The organism is Pseudomonas marginalis (assembly GCF_001645105.1).
GTDB classification, from domain to species: Bacteria; Pseudomonadota; Gammaproteobacteria; order Pseudomonadales; family Pseudomonadaceae; genus Aquipseudomonas; species Aquipseudomonas petroselini.
This window is the reverse complement of the sequence record NZ_LKEG01000041.1, coordinates 206110-226254: the sequence shown is the minus strand read 5'-3', so window position 1 is coordinate 226254 and position 20145 is coordinate 206110. Positions and strand designations below refer to the sequence as shown.

The window sequence follows — 20145 nt, the reverse complement described above, 5'->3', positions numbered from 1 at the left end:
TCAGGGTGGCCCGTGAATCAGGCAGGGAACAGCTCGCTCAGCTTCATCGCCAGCATCATGTCGCCTTCGGTGCGCAGCTTGCCGCCCATGAAGGCCTGCATGCCGTCGGTGGAGCCGTCGACGATGCCTTCCAGGGTTTCGCTGTCCATGACCAGGGTCACTTGGGCGTCCGGGTTCTCGCCTTCTTGCAGTTCACAGGTCTTGTCTTTGACGACCAGAGAAAAGTTCTTGGTGTCGTCGATACGGAAACCGAACACCAGGTCCAAGCCTTCGGCAGCGCTTGGGTTGAATTTGGCTTTCATTGCTTCTACAGCTTTGGCTACGTCAGTCATGGTTTCGATCCTTTAGGGTGGAGTCCAGTGACCTAGGGGTCACGGTTGGCCGCAGTTCATCGGAACGTGATGAGCTGCGGCGCCTTCAACAGTTGCAAGTGGGTATGACTGTTGAAGGAAGCCAGTGCCACCTCGCGACCACGGAATTTCAGCTGGTTGAGCGAGGTGTTAACAATTTGCCAGTTCAGTTCGAAGGCCTGGGCCGCGGGCATTCGGGTAATCAGGTGGAGCAGGGCGGTGATGGTGCCACCGGAGGTGAACACTGCGATCTTCTGCGAGTTGTCCGCCGCTTCCAGAATGCGTTGCAGGCCACCTTGGACGCGCTCCACAAAGCCCAACCAGCTCTCCAACCCAGGTGGGTCATAGGTGCCGGCCAGCCAGCGGTCAATGATCAGGGCGAAGATGCGCTGGAATTCGCTGCGGTTCTGCGCGGCATTGCGCAGGATCTCCAGGGCCTCGGGTTCGGTGCTGAGCAGGTCGGGCAGCAGCGCGCGGATGATCGCTTCTGCATCGAATTCGTTGAACGCGCTATCGGTTTCCAGCGCCGGCACCGGCAGGCCGAGGGCGTGGTACTGATCGAAGGCGGCGGTGGCGGTGTGCTGCTGGCGGCGCAGGTCGCCGGCCACGCAGCGGTCGAAGACCAGGCCCATGTCCGCCAGGTGGCGACCGAGCACTTGCGCCTGCTCCACGCCGACGGGCGACAGGACGTCGTAGTCGTCTGCACCGAAGGAGGCCTGGCCATGTCGAATCAGATAGATGCTGCCCACGTCCGTTTTCCCGGTACGTTGAAAGTCAGGCGAGGTTATGAGGATGCCTGCGAGCTGTCAATGAAAAAACATACGCTTGTTTTAAAAGCGCGTTAGAGCGCAGGGTTGCTGGCTGTTTGATCACTGGCCCGAACGCGATGCCGTCGGTATGCTGGGGCAATCCGCGCCCGGCGCACCGCACTTGTAAGGAGAACTATGGATTTTTTGGCCGAATACGCGAGCTTTCTGGCGAAGACCGTCACCCTGGTGGTCGCTATTCTGGTGGTATTGATCAGCTTTGCCGCGCTGCGCAGCAAGGGCCGTCGCAAGTCCGCCGGCCAATTGCAGGTCAGCAAACTCAATGATTTCTACAAGGGCCTGCGTGAGCGCCTGGAGTCGAGCCTGCTCGACAAGGACCAGCTCAAGGCCCTGCGCAAGTCCGAAGGCAAAGCCGAAAAGAAGAAGGGCAAGCACAAAGCCGACGCCAAGCCTCGGGTGTTTGTGCTGGATTTCGACGGCGATATCAAGGCCTCGGCCACCGAGAGCCTGCGTCATGAAATCACCGCCTTACTGAGTCTGGCCACGCCCAAGGACGAAGTGGTGCTGCGCCTGGAAAGCGGCGGTGGCATGGTCCACAGCTATGGCTTGGCCTCGTCGCAACTGGCGCGTATCCGTCAGGCCGGCGTGCCCTTGACTGTTTGCATCGACAAGGTCGCGGCCAGTGGCGGCTACATGATGGCGTGCATCGGCGAGAAGATCATCAGCGCCCCGTTTGCGATCCTCGGCTCGATTGGCGTGGTGGCGCAGTTACCCAACGTCAATCGCCTGCTGAAGAAGCACGATATCGACTTTGAAGTCCTGACGGCCGGCGAGTACAAACGCACCCTCACGGTGTTTGGTGAAAACACCGAGAAAGGCCGCGAGAAGTTCCAGGAAGACTTGGACATCACTCACCAGCTGTTCAAGAACTTCGTCTCGCGTTACCGCCCGCAGCTGGCCATCGATGACGTAGCGACCGGGGAAGTGTGGTTGGGGGTTGCAGCCCTCGACAAGCAACTGGTCGACGAGCTGCAAACCAGCGACGAATACCTGGCCACCAAGGCCAAGACCGCCGAGGTGTTCCACCTGCACTATGCCGAGCGCAAGAGCTTGCAGGAGCGCGTAGGCCTGGCGGCCAGTGGCTCGGTAGACCGGGTATTGCTGACGTGGTGGAGCCGGCTGACCCAGCAGCGGTTCTGGTAATCCGATTGCCAGAATGCAGATGATCTCTTTCTAACGATAGCTACCACTGTAGTGAGCGGGCTTGCCCCGCGCTGGGCTGCGAAGCAGCCCCCATCCAGTCACCGCGCGCTTTCAGACAAACCGCGGTAGTAGGGTTTAGGGCCGCTTCGCAGCCCAGCGCGGGGCAAGCCCGCTCACTACAGGTTGCTCTGTGCACTCAAAAGAAGTCTGCTAAGCCAACCTAGGCTGTATTGAGTCGGCCAACCGCGTCAGGATCAGGCAGCACGACACCGCCCCCGCATCCAGCACCCCCAGCGACCGCTCGCCGAGCCGACTGGCTCGACCAATCTTCGCCACCAGATCTTTCGTTGAGTCTCGTCCCTGGGACGCAGCGCGTTTCATTGATTCCAGAGCATCACTGAAGGAGGCGCCGGATGCCTGTGCCTGCTCAAACGCCTCCACCGCCGGAATCAACGTATCCATCAGGCACTTGTCGCCGACGCCCGCTTCGGTAATGTCCTGCAGCGAGGTCAAGCCCCCGCGCAGCAACTGCGCAAACCTCGCGGCGTCGATGTTATCGCTGTCGCGCACTTCATCGGCCATGCCGATAAACAGGCTGCCGTACAGCGGGCCCATGGAGCCGCCGATCCCTTCCATCAAGCTGAGGGTCAGCTCATCCAGTGCTTCGGCCAAGGTCAGTTGGCGGCCTTCGATCGTGCGCCCGCAATGGGCGAAACCCTTGGCCATGTTGATGCCGTGGTCGCCATCGCCAATGGCGCCGTCGACCTCGCTGAGGTACTCACGGTTGGCCACGATCACGCTGACCAGGTTGGCGACGATGGCGCTGCCGTCACGGGTGGAAAAATGCTGGCTCATGGTTCACTCCGCCTGGGTCATGCCGATGGAGCGGCAGGGTTGGTCGATCAGGGTTGTAAGCTCCGCGTCGAGGCCGAGCAGGGTCAGGGTCACGCCCATCATTTCCAGGGACGTAAAGTAGTTGCCGACATAGCAGCGGTGAATCTTCAAGCCTTTGGCCTTGAGCTGTGTTTCGACCTCGGCATAGAAGATATACAGCTCCATGATCGGCGTGGCACCGAGACCCGAGACCAGCACCACCACGCTGTCGTCCTGGCTGAAGTCGCGGTCGGCCAGGATCGGCGCCAGCATGCGTTCGGCCATGGCGGCGGCGGGCTCAATCGGGATCACCTCAATGCCCGGTTCGCCATGATGGCCGATGCCAAGCTCCATCTGGCCATCGGGAATCTGGAAGTTCGGCTTGCCCACCGCCGCAATGGTGCAGGGCGTCAGGCCGATACCAATCGAGCGGCAGTGGTCGACGGTTTTCTGCGCGACCCGAATCACGTCGTCGAGGTCGTAGTGCTGGGCGGCCGCGGCGCCGCCGAGTTTCCACATGAAAATTTCCCCGGCCACGCCACGACGCTTGGCACTCTCGGCCTTGGGGGCGGACGCAACGTCATCGTTGGCGACCACCGTGCGGATGCGCATGTCTTTGCTGGCGGCCATTTTCATCGCCAGTTTCACGTTCATATTGTCGCCAGCGTAGTTGCCGTAGAGGCAGGCCACGCCTGCGCCCTGGTCGGCGGCGCGGAAGGCGTCGAAGAAGCTCTTGGCGGTAGGTGAGGAAAAGACCTCGCCGACGGCCACGGCATCCACCAGGCCTGGGCCGACGTAGCCGAGGAAGGCCGGTTCATGGCCCGAACCGCCGCCGGTCACAATGCCGACACGGCCGGGCGCAGGCGGCGTGGCTTGGGTGATGACTCGTGGATTGGTCTCGTATTGGCGCAACTCGGGGTGCGCGACCAGAATACCGCGCAGCATGTCCTCGACCACGTGGTCCGGATCGTTGATGACTCGATTCATAACGCGGGTTCCTGTTCTTGTTCTAAAAGGCAACAATGGTCAGCTGCGTGTGTTCTTAAGGTTCGAGGACTACCTTCAGCGACTTGTCGCCACGCTCCATCACCGCAAAGGCTTCCTTGAAGTCCGCCAAGGCGAATTTATGGGTCACCACGTCGCGCATGTCGATCTTGCGGTTGCCGATGAAGTCGATGGCACGTGGGTACATGTACGGCCCCAGGTGTGAGCCCAGCACGTCCAGTTCCTTGCGGTCGCCAATGATCGACCAGTCCACCGTCGCCTCGTCATTGAACACGCTGAACTCGACGAAACGCCCCAGCTTGCGCAGCATCGCCAGGCCCTGGTTCACCGCCTTGTGGTGCCCGGTGGCCTCAATGTAAATGTCGCAACCGTAGCCCTCGGTGATCTCGCGGATTTTCGCCAGCACATCCACCTCGGCCGGGTTCCACACTTCGTCGGCGCCCATGCGCAGGGCGAGGGCGGCGCGTTCGGGCTTCATGTCCAGTACGATGAGTTTTTTTGGGTTGCGCATGCGCACCGCGCCGATGATCCCGAGGCCCAGAGTGCCGGCGCCGGCGACCACCACCACGTCGTCGAAGTCCACGTTGGCGCGTTCCGCAGCGTGCAGCGAGCACGCCAGCGGTTCGATCAGGATCGCTTCGTCCGGGGCGATGGAGTCCGGTACTTTGTGGATGATGCCTTCCTTGGTGAAGATCATGTACTGGGCCATGGCGCCCTGCACATTGTTCTGGAAGCCATACAGGTCATGCTTCTGGCACATCCAGTATTGGCCGTGGTTGCAGAAGCGACAGCCCCAGCACGGCACGATCTGCTCGGAGATCACCCGGTCACCGATTTTCACGCCGCGTTTCTCTGCGCCGGGGCCGAGGGCGACCACGCGGCAGACGAATTCATGGCCGGGAATCATCGGCGGTTTCACATAGCGCGGCTGCTCGGCGTCACCCCAGAACGAAGGGGCGCCGCGATAGGTCTTGATATCGCCCATGCAGATGCCGCACAACTCGACTTTGGTGAGGATTTCATCGGGACCGGGCGTGGGCACGTCGACGGTTTCCAGGCGGTAATCTTCAGGGCCGTGGCAGACCACGGCCTGCATGGTTTTCGGGATGACCGGGGACAGTTGCTCAGGTGTGCGTTCGGTGACGGTGGACATGACAAAACCTCACGACAAAAAATGAATTACTGAATGCTGTAGCCGCCGTCGATCACTATATTGGCGCCTGTGATCATCTGCGCCGCATCGCTGAGCAGGTACAGCGCCAGCCCGGCGATTTCTTCCGGTTGCGCAAAGCGGCCCGCCGGGATCTGCAATTTGGCCTTTTCACCCACTTCACCGGCCCAGGCCTTTTTGCCCAGGGCCGTCTCGACGATGGTCGGGGAGATGGCGTTGACGTTGATCTGCGGCGCCCATTCCATGGCCAGTACCTTGGTCATGCCGACGATGGCCGCCTTGCTCGCGCAATAGGCGACGTGCCGGTCCAGGCCGATCACGGCGGCCTGGGACGCAAGGTTGACGATCCGCCCGCTGCCGCTGGCGAGCATGTACCGGGCGCAGGCCTGGGCCACGAAAAAACTGGCCTTGAGATTGATGTCCAAGGTGGTATCCCAGGCGTTTTCGTCGACGTCGAGGGCCTTGTCCAACAGCGCTACGCCGGCGCTGTTGATCAGGTAATCCAGGCGTTGGAAGTGTTCGAACACGGTGTCGATGGTGTGTTGCACCTGGGTGATCTGGCTGAGGTCGACGGCGATTCCCAGGTTCCCGGCGCCGAGGCTGGCGGCAACTTCGACGACTGCGGGGTCGCGGTCCAGCAAGGCCACGCGCGCGCCACGATCCACCAGCAGGGTGGCGCACGCCAGGCCGATCCCGGCGGCGCCGCCGGTGATCACCGCGCAACGGCCGCTGAGGTCGAAAGCTTGGTTCCAGAATCCAGACATGAATGACTCCATTTTCGAAAACGGTGGAGATCCAATGTGGAAGCGGGCGTGCCTGCGATGCGGACACCTCGGTGTGTCAGTCACACCCGATGGATGCCATCGCAGGCAAGCCAGCTCTCACACTCGACCGTATTTCAAGTCAACATCTATTTACCGCCGCTGACTTGTTTGTAGAGGGCGTCGGCGTTGGCGTTAGTGACCGGCACCCACGGCAGGATGTAGGTCTTGGCGGTGCCATCGCCCCATTTCACGTCCTTGGCATAGCGCTCCCAGATCACCGACTTCGGCGTGTAGTCCTTGCCGGCCAGCGCCCGCAGCGCCACGTCCAGCGCACCCTGGGATTGGGCCTGGGCGTCCTGGAGGAAGGTGGTGACTTCGTCTTTCTTCGCCGCCTGGATTGCATCCGGCATGCCATCGATCGAGGTGACGGGCGCGTCCTTGGAGGTCAGCCCGTGAGACTTCAAGGCCTGCACGGCGCCCAGGGCCATGTCATCGTTCTGCGCAATCACGCCGTTGATACCTTTTGGGTGAGCGTTCAGCCAGTCTTCGGTTAGCGCCAGGGCCTGCGCGCGGTCCCAGTTCGCGGTCTTTTTCTCGATGATCTTGATGCCTGGGTGTTTGCCCAGCACTTCCAGTTCGCCTTTTTCCCGGTCGATCTGCGCCGACTGGCCGATCGGCCCCTGAATGATCACCACGTTGCCCTTGCCGTTGAGCTTGTCGACCATGGCCTGGGCCTGGAGGCGGCCGCCTTCCACGTCGTCATTGCCCACATAGGGCACGGCGGCATCGGCGACTTTGGTATTAGAGGCAATAACCACCACGTCGTTGCTCATGGCCGCCTTGACCGTGCCGACACCGGCCTTGGTGTCGATGGGCACGAACAGGATCGCGTCGTAGTGCTGGGTCACCATGTTTTCGATCTGGTTATTCTGGGTCAGGGCGTCGTAGTTGCCGTCGAACACGGTCAGCTGCACGGTGCCGTCCTTGACCGCCGGGTGTTCCTTGAGCTCGCGGACCCAGTTCTGCATGAACTGGCCCTTGAGGCCGTAGACGGCTGCGCCGATTTTGTAGGTCTTGCCATCGGCGGCCATTGCGATACTGCTGGCGAGCAGGGAGAGGGCCGCCGCGGCGGCCAAGGTGGTACCAAGTTTCATAAATAGAACTCCAGTTATTGTTATCGGTCGTTCTCTAGCGTTTTTTCTTGCGCCACACGTCGATCAGTACTGCGAACACGATGATCAGGCCCTTGGCGACCTGCTGGTAATAAGAGGACACGCCGAGCAGGTTCAGCCCGTTGTTGATCACGCCGATCAACAATGCGCCAAACAGTGTGCCGACAATGCTGCCGGTACCGCCCGACAGGCTGGTGCCGCCGATCACCACGGCGGCAATCGCGTCCAGCTCGTAGGAAACCCCGGCCTGGGGCAGGGCGGAGGTAGTGCGCGCCGACAGCACCACGCCGGCCAATCCGGCGAGCAGGCCCGAGACCACGTACACCGAAAACATCACCTTGCGCACGCCGATGCCTGAGGTGCGTGCGCTCTTTTCATTGCCGCCCACCGCGTACACATAGCGGCCGTAGGTGGTGTAGCGCAGCACCATCCAGAACATCAGCGCGACCACGGCGAAGATGATGATCGGCACACCGATCGGGCCGATCTTGCCGATGCCCAACGCCAGGTACGCGTCGGGCAGGTCGGTGATCGGGCTGCCGTCGTTGAGGATAAAGGTCATGCCCCGCGCAATACTGAGCATGCCCAGGGTGGCCACGAACGGCGGGATCGACAGGTTGGCGACCATGAAGCCATTGACCACGCCGAGCATCGCCCCGGCAAACATCCCCGCACTGACCGCCGCCAGCAGGCCGTAACCCTGAGTCGCGACCATGGCGCTGCACAACCCGGCAAAGGCCAGGATCGAACCCACCGACAAGTCGATGCCCTTGGTGAGGATCACGTAGGTCATACCCACCGCGAGGATGCCGTTGATGGAGGTCTGGCGCAGGATGTCCATCCAGTTGCGCCAGGTCATGAAGTATTCGCTGGAGAACGCCATCACCACGCACAGCAGGATAAACACCAGCGGCAGGCCGAAACGGTCGAGAGACAGGTGCAGGCGATTGCGCGGCGCGGCAACAATGGGGGCGGCGGCAGGTGTAGACAGTGTTTTGGCATTCATGAGGCAAGACTCAACAAGGCTTCCTGGGAAAGGGCGGTGTCGGTGCTGATGGTCACCAGCCGGCCGCCTTTGAATACGGCGATGCGATCGCTCAGGTGCAGCAACTCCGGAGCTTCCGACGACACCACGATGGCGGCGCCACCGGCACGCACGAACTGGTCGAGCAGGTGGTAGATCTCCTGCTTGGCGCCTTCATCGATACCGCGGGTGGGTTCGTCACACAGCAGGCACACCGGCTCGGTGGACAGGCACTTGGCGAGCACCACTTTCTGCTGGTTGCCGCCGCTCATGGAGGCCACCGGCAACGCCAGGGAAGTGGTCTTGATCAGCAGGCGCTTGACCATGTCCTGGGCCAGTTGGGTTTCCTTGCGCGCATTGATCAGCGACCAACTCGACAGACGCTTGTAGGCTGACAATGCAATGTTGGAAAGAATGCTGCCGGTCAGCACCAGGCCGCTGTCCTTGCGGTCTTCGGTGACCAGCGACATACCGGCATTGATGGTCGCCTTGGGCAGCCCGATCGGCATGGGTTTGCCCTGCAGCGTGACGCTGCCGGAGTCAGCCACCGTGAGGCCATAGATGCAGTTGAGGAATTCGCTGCGCCCTGAGCCCATCAAGCCATAGATGCCGAGGATTTCACCCTGGCGCAGTTGCAGGCTGATGTCGTGGAACTCGCCGGCGCGGCTCAGGTTGTCGACCTGCAGGCAGGTGTCGGCGGCACATTCGCGGCCGACCTTGTGGTCGATGCGGGTCAGTTCTTGGCCGACGATGCCGCGCACCAGATGGTTGCGGTCGATATCGGCCATGCGCCCGCTTTCGACAAAGGCGCCGTCGCGAAAGATGCTGTAGTCATCGGCGATCTGCGCCAGTTCGCTGAGGCGGTGCGACACATACACGATACCGGCGCCCCGGGCGGTGAGGCGGCGTATGGCCTTGAACAGGGTTTCCGCTTCGCGCTCGCCGATGGCTGAAGTGGGCTCGTCCATGATCATCACCTGGCAGTCATGGCTGAAGGCCTTGGCGATTTCCACCAGTTGGATCTGCGCCACGCTCAGGCGGTGCATGGGGCGGGTGGCGTCGACCTCGAACTCCAGGCTTTCGAGCAACTCGCGGGTGCGGCGGTTCAGGGTCTTGGTGTCGACAATGCAGCCGGCGCGACGTGGTTCGCGTCCCAGCCAGATATTTTCGGCGACGGTCATGTAGGGGATGGGTTCCAGCTCTTGGGTGATCATCGTGATCCCCGCCGCCAAGGCTTCACTCGGGCGGTTGAACTGCACCGCTGCGCCGTTGAGCAGGATGCTCCCGGAATCACGCGGGGTGATGCCCATCAGGATACTCAGGAATGTCGATTTGCCTGCGCCGTTGCCGCCGCACAGGGCGTGGACGCTACCGGCCCGCAACGAGAGGCGGCCGTCACGCAGGGCAGGAACCCCGGCGTAAGCCTTGGCGACGTGTTCAGCCTGGAGCAGTAATGGCGTGGCCATCGGCGTGTCCTCGTGCTGTGAATTCTTATTAGGTCGCAGAGTCATGTTTCGCTGTGCACATATGTGTATCAAATGAAATTCTGATCAGTCAATCTCTTTAATGTAAAAGCGCTGATTCTCATCTTTGTCGGCAATAACGCCTTTGCAGAGGCGTTTGACTGACGAGTCAGTTAAATCAAGCTTGACAGAGAGGGGCGTATGACCGAGAAATGTCTGAGCGGAATTTCACTGAATGATCATTTGATCGGTCGTAAGTACGATCACGGCAGCGGAGCCAGACGCCATGAACACACCTTTCCCGGTGGCTATCGGATGCGATGAAGCGGGTTTTGAGCTCAAAGAGCTGTTGAAGCGTCATATCGAGGCGTTGGGCTATCCAGTGACGGACTTCGGCACCCATTCCACCGCGCCCGTGCTTTACCCGGACATCGCCTTGGCCGTGGCCACGGCGATCAATGCCGGGCAGCAGCGACTGGGCGTGCTGGTGTGCGGCACCGGGATCGGCATGGCCATTTCCGCTAACAAGGTGCTGGGCATCCGGGCGGCCCAGGCCCATGACACGTACTCGGCGGAGCGCGCACGCAAGAGCAACGATGCGCAGATCCTGTCCATCGGTGCGCGGGTGATCGGCGCCGAGCTGGCCAAGAGCATCGTCAAGTCGTTCCTGGAGTCGGAGTTCGAAGCCGCGCGTTCCGGGGCCAAGGTGGACCGGATCAATGCGATCGAGCGCGATGGGCATCAGTAGTGGACTAAACGGGGCCAGAGTCGGGAGAATGCGCCTTTGACGCCGAAACGGAAGCCCGTCCCCATGAGTGACAGTACCCAGCGCATTGCCAGCGATATCGATCAGATGACCGAAGTGGCGATGCTCTATTACCTCGAGAACGTCACTCAGGAAGCCATTGCCAAGCGCTTCGACCTGTCGCGGGCAAAGGTCAGTCGCCTGCTCAAACGTGCGCGCGATGAGGGTATTGTCGAGGTGCGCGTGCTGCAGCATCCGGCCATGAACAACGAGCTGGAGCAGGCGTTGGTCACGCGCTTCAAGCTGGATCGCGCGTTGATCGCGGTCGATCATAGCGACCCCGATACCCAGCGTTCGGCCGTCGCCAGCCTGGTGGCCAACTACCTGAACAAGACATTGAGCGATGGCATGATCGTCGCCGTCGGCATGGGGCGCAACGTGGGTGCGGTGGCCGATAACGTGTTCCTGCCGGTGACGCGCAACTGCACGTTTGTTTGCGCGATCGGCGGTTCGCTCAAGGCTGGCGAATACATGAACCCCGACCATATCTGTCGGCGCCTGGCCCTGCGGTTTGGCGGTGAAAGTGAAAGCCTGTACGCCCCGGCCCTGGTGGCCAACCCGGAACTGCGTGGCGTGTTGATCAATAACGATACGGTGCGTTCGACTCTCGACCGGGCGCGGCGGGCGGATATCGCGTTGATTGGCATTGGTGACATGAGCGAAAACAGCAACATGGTGCGCATGGGCTGGTTCTCGCCCCAGGAAATCGCCCAGGCGCGGTTGTCCGGCACCGTGGGTGACATGATGGGGTACGACTTTATCGACATCCACGGGCAGCCCGCAGTCAACGCCATTCAGGGGCGGGTGATCGGCCTGACGGTACAGGAGTTGTTTCGGATCCCGGATGTGGTGGCGATTGCCAGCGAGAACACCAAGGCGGCGGCGACGCTGGGGGCGTTGCGGTCGGGGGTGATCAACACGCTCGCCACGACGGTGACGAATGCCCATACGATTTTGGCGCTTGACGACGCGACGCGCAAAACCTGACATGGCGCAGATTAAAATGTGGGGGCCGGCTTGCTCGCGAATGCGGTGTATCAGCCAGCCTAGGTGTAACTGAAATACCGCTATCGGGGGCAAGCCCCCTCCCTCATCGGCTTTGGTGTGCTTGAAGTACAGGTTTTGTAATAGTTTTGCGTTGTAGGAGATTTGTGTTTCGAATGTAGGATTCAAGTCCTTTTGTTATTTCAGGACTTGCATGAACACCCTCTCGGAGCCTCCCAGTCGTCTTTCCCCAAGACATCCGCTGCCGCTGTTGCCTTTCGAACACCCCGTATTCCGACTGCTAGCCTTGTACCGGTCCACTGACCGCACTTTGCCGTGCCCGGCATTCTGAACATTGACTGAAGAGACTCTATAAATGGAATGGTTAGCGGATCCAACGGCCTGGCTCGGCCTGTTGACCTTGATTGTGCTGGAACTGGTGCTCGGCATCGACAACCTGGTGTTTATCGCGATCCTGGCGGACAAGCTGCCACCGGAGCAGCGCGACCGTGCGCGCCTGATCGGTTTGTCCCTGGCATTGCTGATGCGCCTGGGCCTGTTGGCGAGTATTTCCTGGTTGGTGACCCTGACCCAGCCGCTGTTCGAGGTGTTCGACAAGAGCTTCTCCGGGCGTGACCTGATCATGCTGTTTGGTGGTGTGTTCCTGTTGTTCAAGGCCACCATGGAATTGCATGAGCGCCTCGAAGGCCACGTGGCCCAGCGCACGGGCAATGTGGCCTACGCGATGTTCTGGCCGATCGTGGCGCAGATCGTGGTGCTCGATGCGGTGTTCTCCCTCGACGCGGTGATCACTGCCGTCGGCATGGTGGACGAGCTCGCGGTGATGATGATCGCAGTGATCGTATCCATCGGCCTGATGATTGTGGCGAGCAAGCCATTGACCCGCTTCGTCAATGCGCACCCGACCGTGATCATGCTATGCCTGGGCTTCTTGATGATGATCGGTTTCGCCCTGACCGCCGAAGGCCTGGGCTTCCATATTCCGAAAGGCTACCTGTACGCGGCCATTGGTTTCTCGATCCTGATCGAAGTGTTCAACCAGATCGCCCGTTCACGCCGCAAGAAGTCCGCGCAAGGTGTGTTGCCGGTGCGTGAGCGCACCGCCCACGCGGTGATGCGTTTGCTCGGCGGCCGCAGCCTGGCGGTGGAGGAGGTGGATGAAGAGGTTGCCGATCTGCTGGGCGAGTCGGACGCGAGCCAAGGCCCGCTGTTTGATAGACGCGAGCGTGTGATGATCAGCGGCGTGCTGCAATTGGCCGAACGGCCGATCCGCACGCTGATGACGCCACGGGCCAAGGTTGACTGCATCGATCTGGCGGATGATCCCGACAGTATTCGCCTGAAACTGATGCATTCGTCCTACTCGCGGCTGCCGTTGATCCGCAACGGGGCCGTCGACGAGCCGCTGGGCTTCGTGCACAAGAAGGAACTGCTCAAGGAATACCTGGCCGGCAATGAGCCGAACCTGGAGCACTTGGCGCGCCGCGCTATCAATCTGCTTGAGAGCTTTTCGATCCTCAACGCCTTGGAGCAGATGCGCCAGGAGTCCACCCACATTGCGTTCGTGATCAACGAATTTGGTGACTTCATGGGCGTGTTGAGCATGACCGACATTCTCGAGTCCATCGCTGGTGAGTTGCCGGACGCCAGTGAGATCGAAGGGCCGGATATCGTTGAAGAGGGTGCCGGTTTCCGCGCCAATGGTGCGCTGAACCTCAATCAGGTGCGTCAGCGGACGGGCTTTAAAGCGGTGGCGACTGAGGATTACCAGACGCTGGCCGGTTTGGTGATGAGCTTGCTGGACCGCCTGCCGATGGTGGGCGATAGCCTGGAACATGAAGGTTGGCACCTGACGGTGGCGGTGGTGGAGGAGCGGCGGGTCACGCAGGTTCATCTGGAGCCTGCTGCCGCGCATAGCGGCTGAATACCTCCTTGAGTGTTTGCTCCTGGGTTTCCCAGGGGCCAAACCCCTTGAGTATTTCCTTGATTTTGCCATTGGCGTGCACTACCAACGTGGGCGTGCCGGTGACCTGTTCGAGCCTGGGCGTTTTGGCTGTATCAAGCACCACGCTTTTCACTGTCGGCTCGTAGTTTTCGGCGATGGGTTCAAAAAGCTCCACAGCGCTCGCGCACGCCGGGCAGGTCTGCGATACAAACAGCATGAAAACGGTTGAGTGCGCTGCCAGCATGGGCTGATAGTCCTCATTGCAGGCAATGATGTCCTTGGCAATTCCCATGATGATCTCCCTGTCGGCTTCGGTGTTCTGGCCAAAGCTAAGCTGGGATATCACCCCCGTCTACTGTCAACCTTCACAGGTCGTCACGCTCTACGCGTTCGCGCGCCTTGCGTGCCTGGCTCGCGCATTTCTTGTATTCCAGATTGTCCCGTGAGGCCTTCGCCTGGCGGTAGCCATGGTGGTTCTGACTGGTGTAGTTGGTGCTCAAGGCGTCATTGAGCTTGCGCAGTTCTTCTTTGCATTCGCGACGGTCGTTGCTGGCCGAGGCGCTGCCGGCCGTCAGGAAAGCGAGCAAAACCAGGGTGAGACGGAGCTTCATCAGGGCGGGGTCCTTGTCGGCAGAGATGTGCCAAGGCTAGTCCAGCGTGGGGATTTTTCCAGGCTGCCTGCGCACTGCAACGGTGCGCGCCAAGGTCGTTGTGGCGCACTCGAGTGAGGCCTGTCACCGGCATGTGGGGCGTTGGGTAGCAATGTGATTCCAGATGCTGGCGTAACGCCTTGCCGCCCGTGAATAGTCATCTGACTGATATATAACGAATTTATATACGTCATATTTTTCTGTTACCGCGTGTGGCACACTTTCTGCTGTCTATTCCGTTGTTACATACTAAGTTCCGGTATAGCGGAATACACAACTCCTGGAGTGCTTGTCATGCATCACCGACCTTCCGTGTTTAAAGCGTGTGTTTTTCTCTTCGCCGCATCGGCTTCCCTCGCCAGCGTAGTGCAGGCGGCGGACAGCAAGCTCGATGATGTGCTCAAGCGTGGGCACCTGATCGTGGGTACAGGCAGTACCAATGCGCCGTGGCACTTCCAGGGAGCGGATGGCAAGTTGCAGGGGTTTGATATCGACATCGGCCGCATTGTGGCCAAAGGCTTGTTCAACGACCCGAGCAAGGTCGAGTTCGTGGTGCAGTCCTCCGATGCACGGATTCCCAACCTGCTGACCGACAAGGTCGACATGAGTTGCCAGTTCATCACCGTCACCGCCAGCCGTGCGCAGCAGGTGGCCTTCACCCTGCCGTACTACCGCGAAGGCGTGGGCCTGCTGCTGCCGAACAACAGCAAGTACAAAGAGATCGAAGACCTGCAGGCCGCCGGCGACGGCGTCACCGTGGCCGTGCTGCAAAACGTCTACGCCGAAGAGCTGGTGCACCAGGCGCTGCCCAAGGCCAAGGTCGACCAGTACGACAGCGTCGACCTGATGTACCAGGCCGTGAACTCCGGTCGCGCCGATGCCGCCGCCACCGACCAGTCCTCGGTCAAGTACCTGATGGTGCAGAACCCAGGCCGCTACCGCAGCCCGGCTTACGCCTGGAGCCCACAGACCTACGCGTGCGCCGTCAAGCGTGGCGACCAGGACTGGCTGAACTTCGTCAACACCGCGCTGCATGAAGCCATGACCGGCGTGGAGTTCCCGACCTACAAGGCCTCGTTCAAGCAATGGTTCGGTGTGGACCTGCCGGAGCCGGCGATCGGTTTCCCGGTTGAGTTCAAGTAAATCGAAAACCTGGGGCGTCGCTGAAGGCGCCCCAATCAGGTACTGCCGACCATGAACTATCAGTTGAACTTTGCCGCCGTGTGGCGCGACTTCCCCAGCTTGCTGGCGGGGCTCGGCCTGGGTCTTGAGCTGGCGCTGCTGTCGATTGCGATTGGCTGCGTGATCGGTTTGATGATGGCGTTTGCCATGCTGTCCAGGCACAAGGCGCTGCGCGTGCTCGCCTCGGTGTACGTCACGGTGATCCGCAATACGCCGATCCTCGTGCTGATCCTGTTGATCTACTTCGCCTTGCCCAGCCTGGGCATCCGCCTGGACAAGATCCCGTCGTTCATCATCACCTTGTCGCTGTACGCCGGTGCCTACCTGACCGAAGTATTCCGCGCCGGACTATTGAACATTCCCAAGGGCTTGCGTGAAGCCGGGTTGGCCATCGGTTTGGGTGAGTGGCGTATCCGCGCGTATATCACCGTGCCGGTGATGTTGCGCAACGTGCTGCCCGCGCTGTCGAACAACTTCATTTCGCTGTTCAAGGACACCTCGCTCGCCGCCGCCATCGCGGTGCCCGAGCTGACCTATTACGCCCGCAAGATCAACGTCGAAAGCTACCGGGTGATTGAAACCTGGCTGGTCACGACCGCGCTCTACGTGGCTGCCTGTTACCTCATCGCCATGCTGCTCCGTTACCTGGAACAGCGCCTGGCGATCCGTCGTTAAGCGAGGTTTCCATGTACGAATCCCCCAGCTGGCTGCATGAGTTGTGGATCGCCCGGGATACACTCTGGGCGGGCTTCCAGGCCAGCGTTTATGTGTCAGCGCTGGCGATTATCTTTGGCACCCTGATCGGCATCGTCGCCGGGTTGGTCCTCACCTACGGCAAGTTCTGGATGCGTGCGCCGTTCCGCCTGTACGTCGACCTGATCCGTGGCACGCCGGTGTTTGTGCTGGTATTGGCGTGTTTCTACATGCTGCCGGCGCTCGGTTGGCAGATCAGCGCGTTCCAGGCCGGTGCGGTCGGGCTGACGCTGTTCTGCGGCTCCCACGTGTCGGAAATCGTGCGCGGTGCGCTGCAAGCCATTCCCCGTGGGCAACTGGAAGCGGGCAAGGCGATCGGCCTGACGTTCTACCAGTCCCTGGGTTACGTGCTGTTGCCCCAGGCGCTGCGCCAGATCCTGCCGACCTGGGTCAATTCCTCCACGGAAATCGTCAAGGCCTCGACCTTGCTCTCGGTGATCGGCGTGGCCGAGTTGCTGCTGAGCACCCAGCAAGTGATTGCGCGCACTTTCATGACCCTGGAGTTCTACCTGTTCGCCGGGTTTCTGTTCTTTGTCATCAACTACGCCATCGAGTTATTCGGGCGCTACATTGAAAAGCGGGTGGCCTTGCCATGAACCAACCTCACACCAACCCACCGCTGCTGAACATCCGCGGCCTGCGTAAACAATACGGTGAGGTCGAAGTGCTCAAGGGCGTCGACCTGTCCATGCAGCGCGGCAATGTGGTGACCTTGATCGGGTCCAGCGGCTCGGGCAAGACCACGCTGTTGCGCTGCGTCAACCTGCTGGAAGAATTCCAGGGCGGGCAGATCACCCTGGATGGGGAGTCCATCGGCTACAGCGAAATCGCCGGCAAGCGCGTGCGTCACCCCGAGCGCGTGATTGCCCAGCACCGGGCGATGACCGGCATGGCGTTCCAGCAGTTCAACCTGTTCCCGCACTTGACCGCGTTACAGAACGTCACCTTGGGCTTATTGAAAGTTAAGAAAATGCCGAAGGACGAGGCAGTGGTATTGGCAGAAAAATGGCTGGACCGCGTAGGACTTTTGGAGCGCCGCAACCACTTTCCCGGCCAGCTGTCCGGCGGCCAGCAACAGCGTGTGGCGATTGCCCGCGCGATTGCCATGAACCCCAGCCTGATGCTGTTTGACGAAGTCACCTCGGCCCTCGACCCGGAATTGGTGGGCGAAGTGCTCAGCGTGATCAAGGGCCTGGCGGAGGAGGGCATGACCATGTTGCTGGTCACTCACGAGATGCGCTTTGCCTATGAAGTCTCGGACAAGATCGTTTTCATGAACCAGGGCCGCATTGAAGAGCAGGGCACCTCGAAGGATATTTTCGAACGCCCGCAATCGCCGCGCCTGGCGGAATTTCTCAAGAACATTCGTTTTTAATCAGGAGCATAGTTTTATGAGCATCACTCGTTACGGTGCCGGCAGTACTGCCGGCGGCGGCCAGCCCCGTCCCTTCGCCCGCGCCGTGGAAGCGGACGGTTGGTTGTACGTCTCGGGCCAAGTGCCTGCGGTGGACGGCGAAATCATCACCGGCGGGATCATCGAGCAAACCCGCCAGACCCTGCGTAACGTGGTGGCGATCCTTGAAGAAGCCGGCTACGAGCTCAAAGACGTGGTGCGCGTTGGTGTGTGGCTGGAAGACCCACGGGACTTCTGGAGTTTCAACAAGGTGTTCGGCGAATACTTCACCCCGGAACACGCCCCGGCGCGCGCCTGTGTGCAGGCCAACATGATGGTTGATTGCAAGGTGGAGATCGATTGCGTGGCCTACAAGAAAAAAGGCTAAATGCCCCCACTCTCAAGCCCACCGCAAATCCAATGTGGGAGGGGGCTTGCCCCCGATGGCGGTGAGTCAGTCACACATGCATGTGCTGACACTCCCTCATCGGGGGCAAGCCCCCCTCCCACAGTAGAATTGTGTCGTACCCAACAACTTCGACCGGACCGAAATTGCCATGACCGAAGACACCATCAAACGCCGCGCCAAAGGCCTGGACCGTGCATTCGATATCCTCGATTTTCTCAAGGAAATCGGCCAGCCCCTGCGCCCGAATGATATTGCCAGCGGCATCGGCAGCCCCAAGTCCACCGTCTACGAATTGGTCGCGTCGCTCCTGGAGCGACGCATCCTGGAAACGGTGGGCAAGGACGGCCACGTCTACCTCGGCCGCCAGTTGTACTTTCTCGGCCAGGCGCACTTGCGTCATTTCGACCTGACCCGCGAGGCCGACCATGCCTTGCAGGAGATCGTCAGCCAGACCCACGAAACCGCGCAGATGTGCCTGCTCAACGGGCGCAAATACACAGTGGCGCTGATGCGCGAGGGCGAGCGGCATTTTCGCATTTCCTCGGACATCGGTGAAAATGCACCGATCCCGTGGACGGCGTCCGGGCGCCTGTTGCTGGGGCACTTGAGTGACCAGCAGATCGTCGACCTGATCGACCATGATGACTTTATCCTGCCGGACGGCCAGCGCCTGCCGCTGGAGACGTTCCTGGCACAAATCCGCCAGGCCACCCTCGATGGGTTCTTTTCCTTCGACAGCGTGGCCGACACCTTTACCCACTGCTTTGCCGCCCCGGTGCGGGACGCGCAAGGCATCAGCATTGCGACCCTGTGCATCGTCGCCCCACGCGCCGATGCCAGCAAAAACTACAACGACTATCGCCGGGTGTTGATCGAAAGCGCCAACAACCTGGCCCGGCGCATCAACGAATAGGAGTTTCCATGTCTGCCCTCAACGCTGTTGAAAAAGGCGCCGCCGCCGTCGGTGCCCACCTGGTCCGCGATGTCAGCCTGCCGGCCCTGGTGCTGCACCGCGACGCCCTGGAACACAACATCCGCTGGATGCAGGACTTTGTCAGCAAGAGCGGCGCGGAACTGGCGCCCCACGGCAAGACCAGCATGATGCCGGCGCTGTTCCAGCGCCAGCTCGCCCAAGGCGCCTGGGGCATCACCCTGGCCAACGCGGTGCAGACCCGCGCCGCCTATGCCGGCGGTGTACGCCGGGTGCTGATGGCTAACCAACTGGTGGGCGCGCCGAACATGGCGCTGATCGCCGACCTGCTGGCCGACCCGGATTTCGACTTCCACTGCATGGTCGATCACCCCGATAACGTTGCCGACCTGGGCCTGTTCTTCGCCGCCCGTGGCTTGCGCCTGAACGTGATGATCGAATACGGCGTGGTTGGTGGCCGTTGCGGGTGCCGCAGCGAGCAGGAGGTGCGCGACTTGGCCAAGGCGATCAAGGCGCAGCCGTCCCTGGCCCTCACCGGTATCGAAGGCTATGAAGGTGTGATCCACGGCGAGCACGCCATCAGCGGCATCCGCGACTTCGCCGCCAGCCTGGTGCGCCTGGCGGTGGACCTGCAGAACAATGGCGCTTTCGACTTGCCCAAACCGATCATCACGGCCTCGGGTTCGGCCTGGTATGACCTGATCGCCGAGTCGTTCGAAGAGCAAAACGCCGCGGGTCGCTTCCTCAGCGTGCTGCGTCCCGGCAGCTACGTCGCCCATGACCACGGCATCTACAAAGACGCGCAATGCTGCGTGCTCGACCGCCGCAGCGACCTCAGCGAAGGCCTGCGCCCGGCCCTGGAAGTGTGGGCCCACGTGCAATCGATGCCCGAGCCGGGATTTGCGGTGATCGCCCTGGGCAAGCGCGACGTCGCCTACGACGCCGGCCTGCCGGTGCCGCTCAAGCGCTACAAGGCCGGGATTCTCCCGGCGCAAGGCGATGACGTGGGGGCGTGCAAGGTCACGGCGGTGATGGACCAGCACGCGTTCATGACCGTAGCGTCAGGGGTTGAACTGCGTATTGGTGACATCATTTCGTTCGGCACTTCGCACCCGTGCCTGACCTTTGACAAGTGGCAGGTCGGCTGCCTGGTGGATGAGCAGTTGCAGGTCATCGAGTCTCTGCATACCTGCTTCTAGACCGCGCCGTTCCTATCGCGGGTATGCCCCCTCCCACCATTGAATAGGTTCACACATCAAACGGTGGGAGGGGGCTTGCCC

Annotated in this window: 22 protein-coding genes; 11 read left to right on the top strand and 11 right to left on the bottom strand. The window is 61.0% G+C overall.

Going from position 1 to position 20145, the window contains the following annotated elements:
• Positions 1-17: 17 nt before the first annotated feature.
• Positions 18-332: an SCP2 sterol-binding domain-containing protein gene (locus AO064_RS15510; protein ID WP_064053889.1), complete on the bottom strand. Its 315-nt coding sequence runs from the start codon at positions 330-332 to the stop codon at positions 18-20.
• A 56-nt stretch (positions 333-388) separates the two neighbouring features.
• Positions 389-1099: a histidine phosphatase family protein gene (locus tag AO064_RS15505; protein ID WP_012723813.1), complete on the bottom strand. Its 711-nt coding sequence runs from the start codon at positions 1097-1099 to the stop codon at positions 389-391.
• 195 nt (positions 1100-1294) lie between these two features.
• Here AO064_RS15505 and sohB point away from each other — a divergent pair, with 195 nt between their 5' ends.
• On the top strand, positions 1295-2320 hold the full coding sequence (gene sohB / locus AO064_RS15500) for a protease SohB (RefSeq protein ID WP_012723814.1): 1026 nt from the start codon (positions 1295-1297) through the stop codon (positions 2318-2320).
• Between the two features lie 210 nt (positions 2321-2530).
• Here sohB and dhaL read toward each other — a convergent pair whose 3' ends face one another.
• The 7 genes from dhaL to AO064_RS15465 form a co-directional block, all read right to left on the bottom strand.
• Entirely contained in the window at positions 2531-3175 is a 645-nt protein-coding gene (dhaL, locus tag AO064_RS15495) for a dihydroxyacetone kinase subunit DhaL (protein ID WP_064053888.1), read from the bottom strand.
• 3 nt (positions 3176-3178) lie between these two features.
• Positions 3179-4180, bottom strand: coding sequence for a dihydroxyacetone kinase subunit DhaK (locus AO064_RS15490; protein ID WP_064053887.1), 1002 nt, complete (start codon positions 4178-4180; stop codon positions 3179-3181).
• Positions 4181-4235: 55 nt separating this feature from the next.
• Entirely contained in the window at positions 4236-5351 is a 1116-nt protein-coding gene (locus AO064_RS15485) for an MDR/zinc-dependent alcohol dehydrogenase-like family protein (protein ID WP_064053886.1), read from the bottom strand.
• Between the two features lie 26 nt (positions 5352-5377).
• Positions 5378-6133 carry an SDR family oxidoreductase gene (locus AO064_RS15480; RefSeq protein ID WP_064053885.1) on the bottom strand — a complete coding sequence of 252 codons (756 nt, stop codon included), beginning with the start codon at positions 6131-6133 and terminating at the stop codon, positions 5378-5380.
• A gap of 146 nt (positions 6134-6279) precedes the next feature.
• Complete coding sequence (locus AO064_RS15475) at positions 6280-7287, bottom strand: substrate-binding domain-containing protein (RefSeq protein WP_064053884.1); 1008 nt, start codon at positions 7285-7287, stop codon at positions 6280-6282.
• A gap of 34 nt (positions 7288-7321) precedes the next feature.
• Complete coding sequence (locus AO064_RS15470; RefSeq protein ID WP_064053883.1) at positions 7322-8311, bottom strand: ABC transporter permease; 990 nt, start codon at positions 8309-8311, stop codon at positions 7322-7324.
• Positions 8308-9795, bottom strand: coding sequence for a sugar ABC transporter ATP-binding protein (locus AO064_RS15465; protein WP_064053882.1), 1488 nt, complete (start codon positions 9793-9795; stop codon positions 8308-8310). Before AO064_RS15465 ends, AO064_RS15470 begins: the two co-directional genes overlap by 4 nt.
• Before the next feature lie 283 nt (positions 9796-10078).
• Here AO064_RS15465 and rpiB point away from each other — a divergent pair, with 283 nt between their 5' ends.
• The 3 genes from rpiB (at position 10079) to AO064_RS15450 (ending at position 13526) form a co-directional block, all read left to right on the top strand.
• Positions 10079-10540, top strand: a complete 462-nt coding sequence (gene rpiB / locus AO064_RS15460; protein WP_064053881.1) for a ribose 5-phosphate isomerase B — start codon at positions 10079-10081, stop codon at positions 10538-10540.
• A 63-nt stretch (positions 10541-10603) separates the two neighbouring features.
• Positions 10604-11584, top strand: coding sequence for a sugar-binding transcriptional regulator (locus AO064_RS15455; protein WP_064053880.1), 981 nt, complete (start codon positions 10604-10606; stop codon positions 11582-11584).
• Between the two features lie 373 nt (positions 11585-11957).
• Positions 11958-13526, top strand: coding sequence for a TerC family protein (locus AO064_RS15450; protein ID WP_064053879.1), 1569 nt, complete (start codon positions 11958-11960; stop codon positions 13524-13526).
• Here the strand turns inward: AO064_RS15450 and AO064_RS15445 are convergent.
• Positions 13483-13839 (bottom strand): thioredoxin domain-containing protein, encoded by a 357-nt coding sequence (locus AO064_RS15445; RefSeq protein ID WP_064053936.1) that lies wholly within the window; start codon positions 13837-13839, stop codon positions 13483-13485. The genes AO064_RS15450 and AO064_RS15445 overlap by 44 nt on opposite strands.
• Positions 13840-13912: 73 nt before the next feature.
• Positions 13913-14158 (bottom strand): hypothetical protein, encoded by a 246-nt coding sequence (locus AO064_RS15440; RefSeq protein WP_064053878.1) that lies wholly within the window; start codon positions 14156-14158, stop codon positions 13913-13915.
• A gap of 333 nt (positions 14159-14491) precedes the next feature.
• Here AO064_RS15440 and AO064_RS15435 point away from each other — a divergent pair, with 333 nt between their 5' ends.
• From AO064_RS15435 to AO064_RS15405, 7 genes are all read left to right on the top strand, one after another.
• On the top strand, positions 14492-15340 hold the full coding sequence (locus AO064_RS15435; RefSeq protein ID WP_012723817.1) for a transporter substrate-binding domain-containing protein: 849 nt from the start codon (positions 14492-14494) through the stop codon (positions 15338-15340).
• A 51-nt stretch (positions 15341-15391) separates the two neighbouring features.
• The gene (locus AO064_RS15430; RefSeq protein ID WP_012723818.1) at positions 15392-16054 is read left to right on the top strand and encodes an amino acid ABC transporter permease; all 663 of its coding nucleotides are present in this window, start codon (positions 15392-15394) and stop codon (positions 16052-16054) included.
• 11 nt (positions 16055-16065) lie between these two features.
• Positions 16066-16728 (top strand): amino acid ABC transporter permease, encoded by a 663-nt coding sequence (locus AO064_RS15425; protein WP_012723819.1) that lies wholly within the window; start codon positions 16066-16068, stop codon positions 16726-16728.
• Entirely contained in the window at positions 16725-17507 is a 783-nt protein-coding gene (locus AO064_RS15420) for an amino acid ABC transporter ATP-binding protein (protein WP_012723820.1), read from the top strand. Before AO064_RS15425 ends, AO064_RS15420 begins: the two co-directional genes overlap by 4 nt.
• Before the next feature lie 16 nt (positions 17508-17523).
• A complete protein-coding gene (locus AO064_RS15415) occupies positions 17524-17913 on the top strand; it encodes a RidA family protein (RefSeq protein ID WP_012723821.1) in 390 nt (129 codons plus the stop codon).
• 169 nt (positions 17914-18082) lie between these two features.
• Positions 18083-18847 (top strand): IclR family transcriptional regulator, encoded by a 765-nt coding sequence (locus AO064_RS15410; RefSeq protein ID WP_012723822.1) that lies wholly within the window; start codon positions 18083-18085, stop codon positions 18845-18847.
• 8 nt (positions 18848-18855) lie between these two features.
• Positions 18856-20064 carry an amino acid deaminase gene (locus AO064_RS15405; protein ID WP_064053877.1) on the top strand — a complete coding sequence of 403 codons (1209 nt, stop codon included), beginning with the start codon at positions 18856-18858 and terminating at the stop codon, positions 20062-20064.
• Positions 20065-20145: the final 81 nt, after the last annotated feature.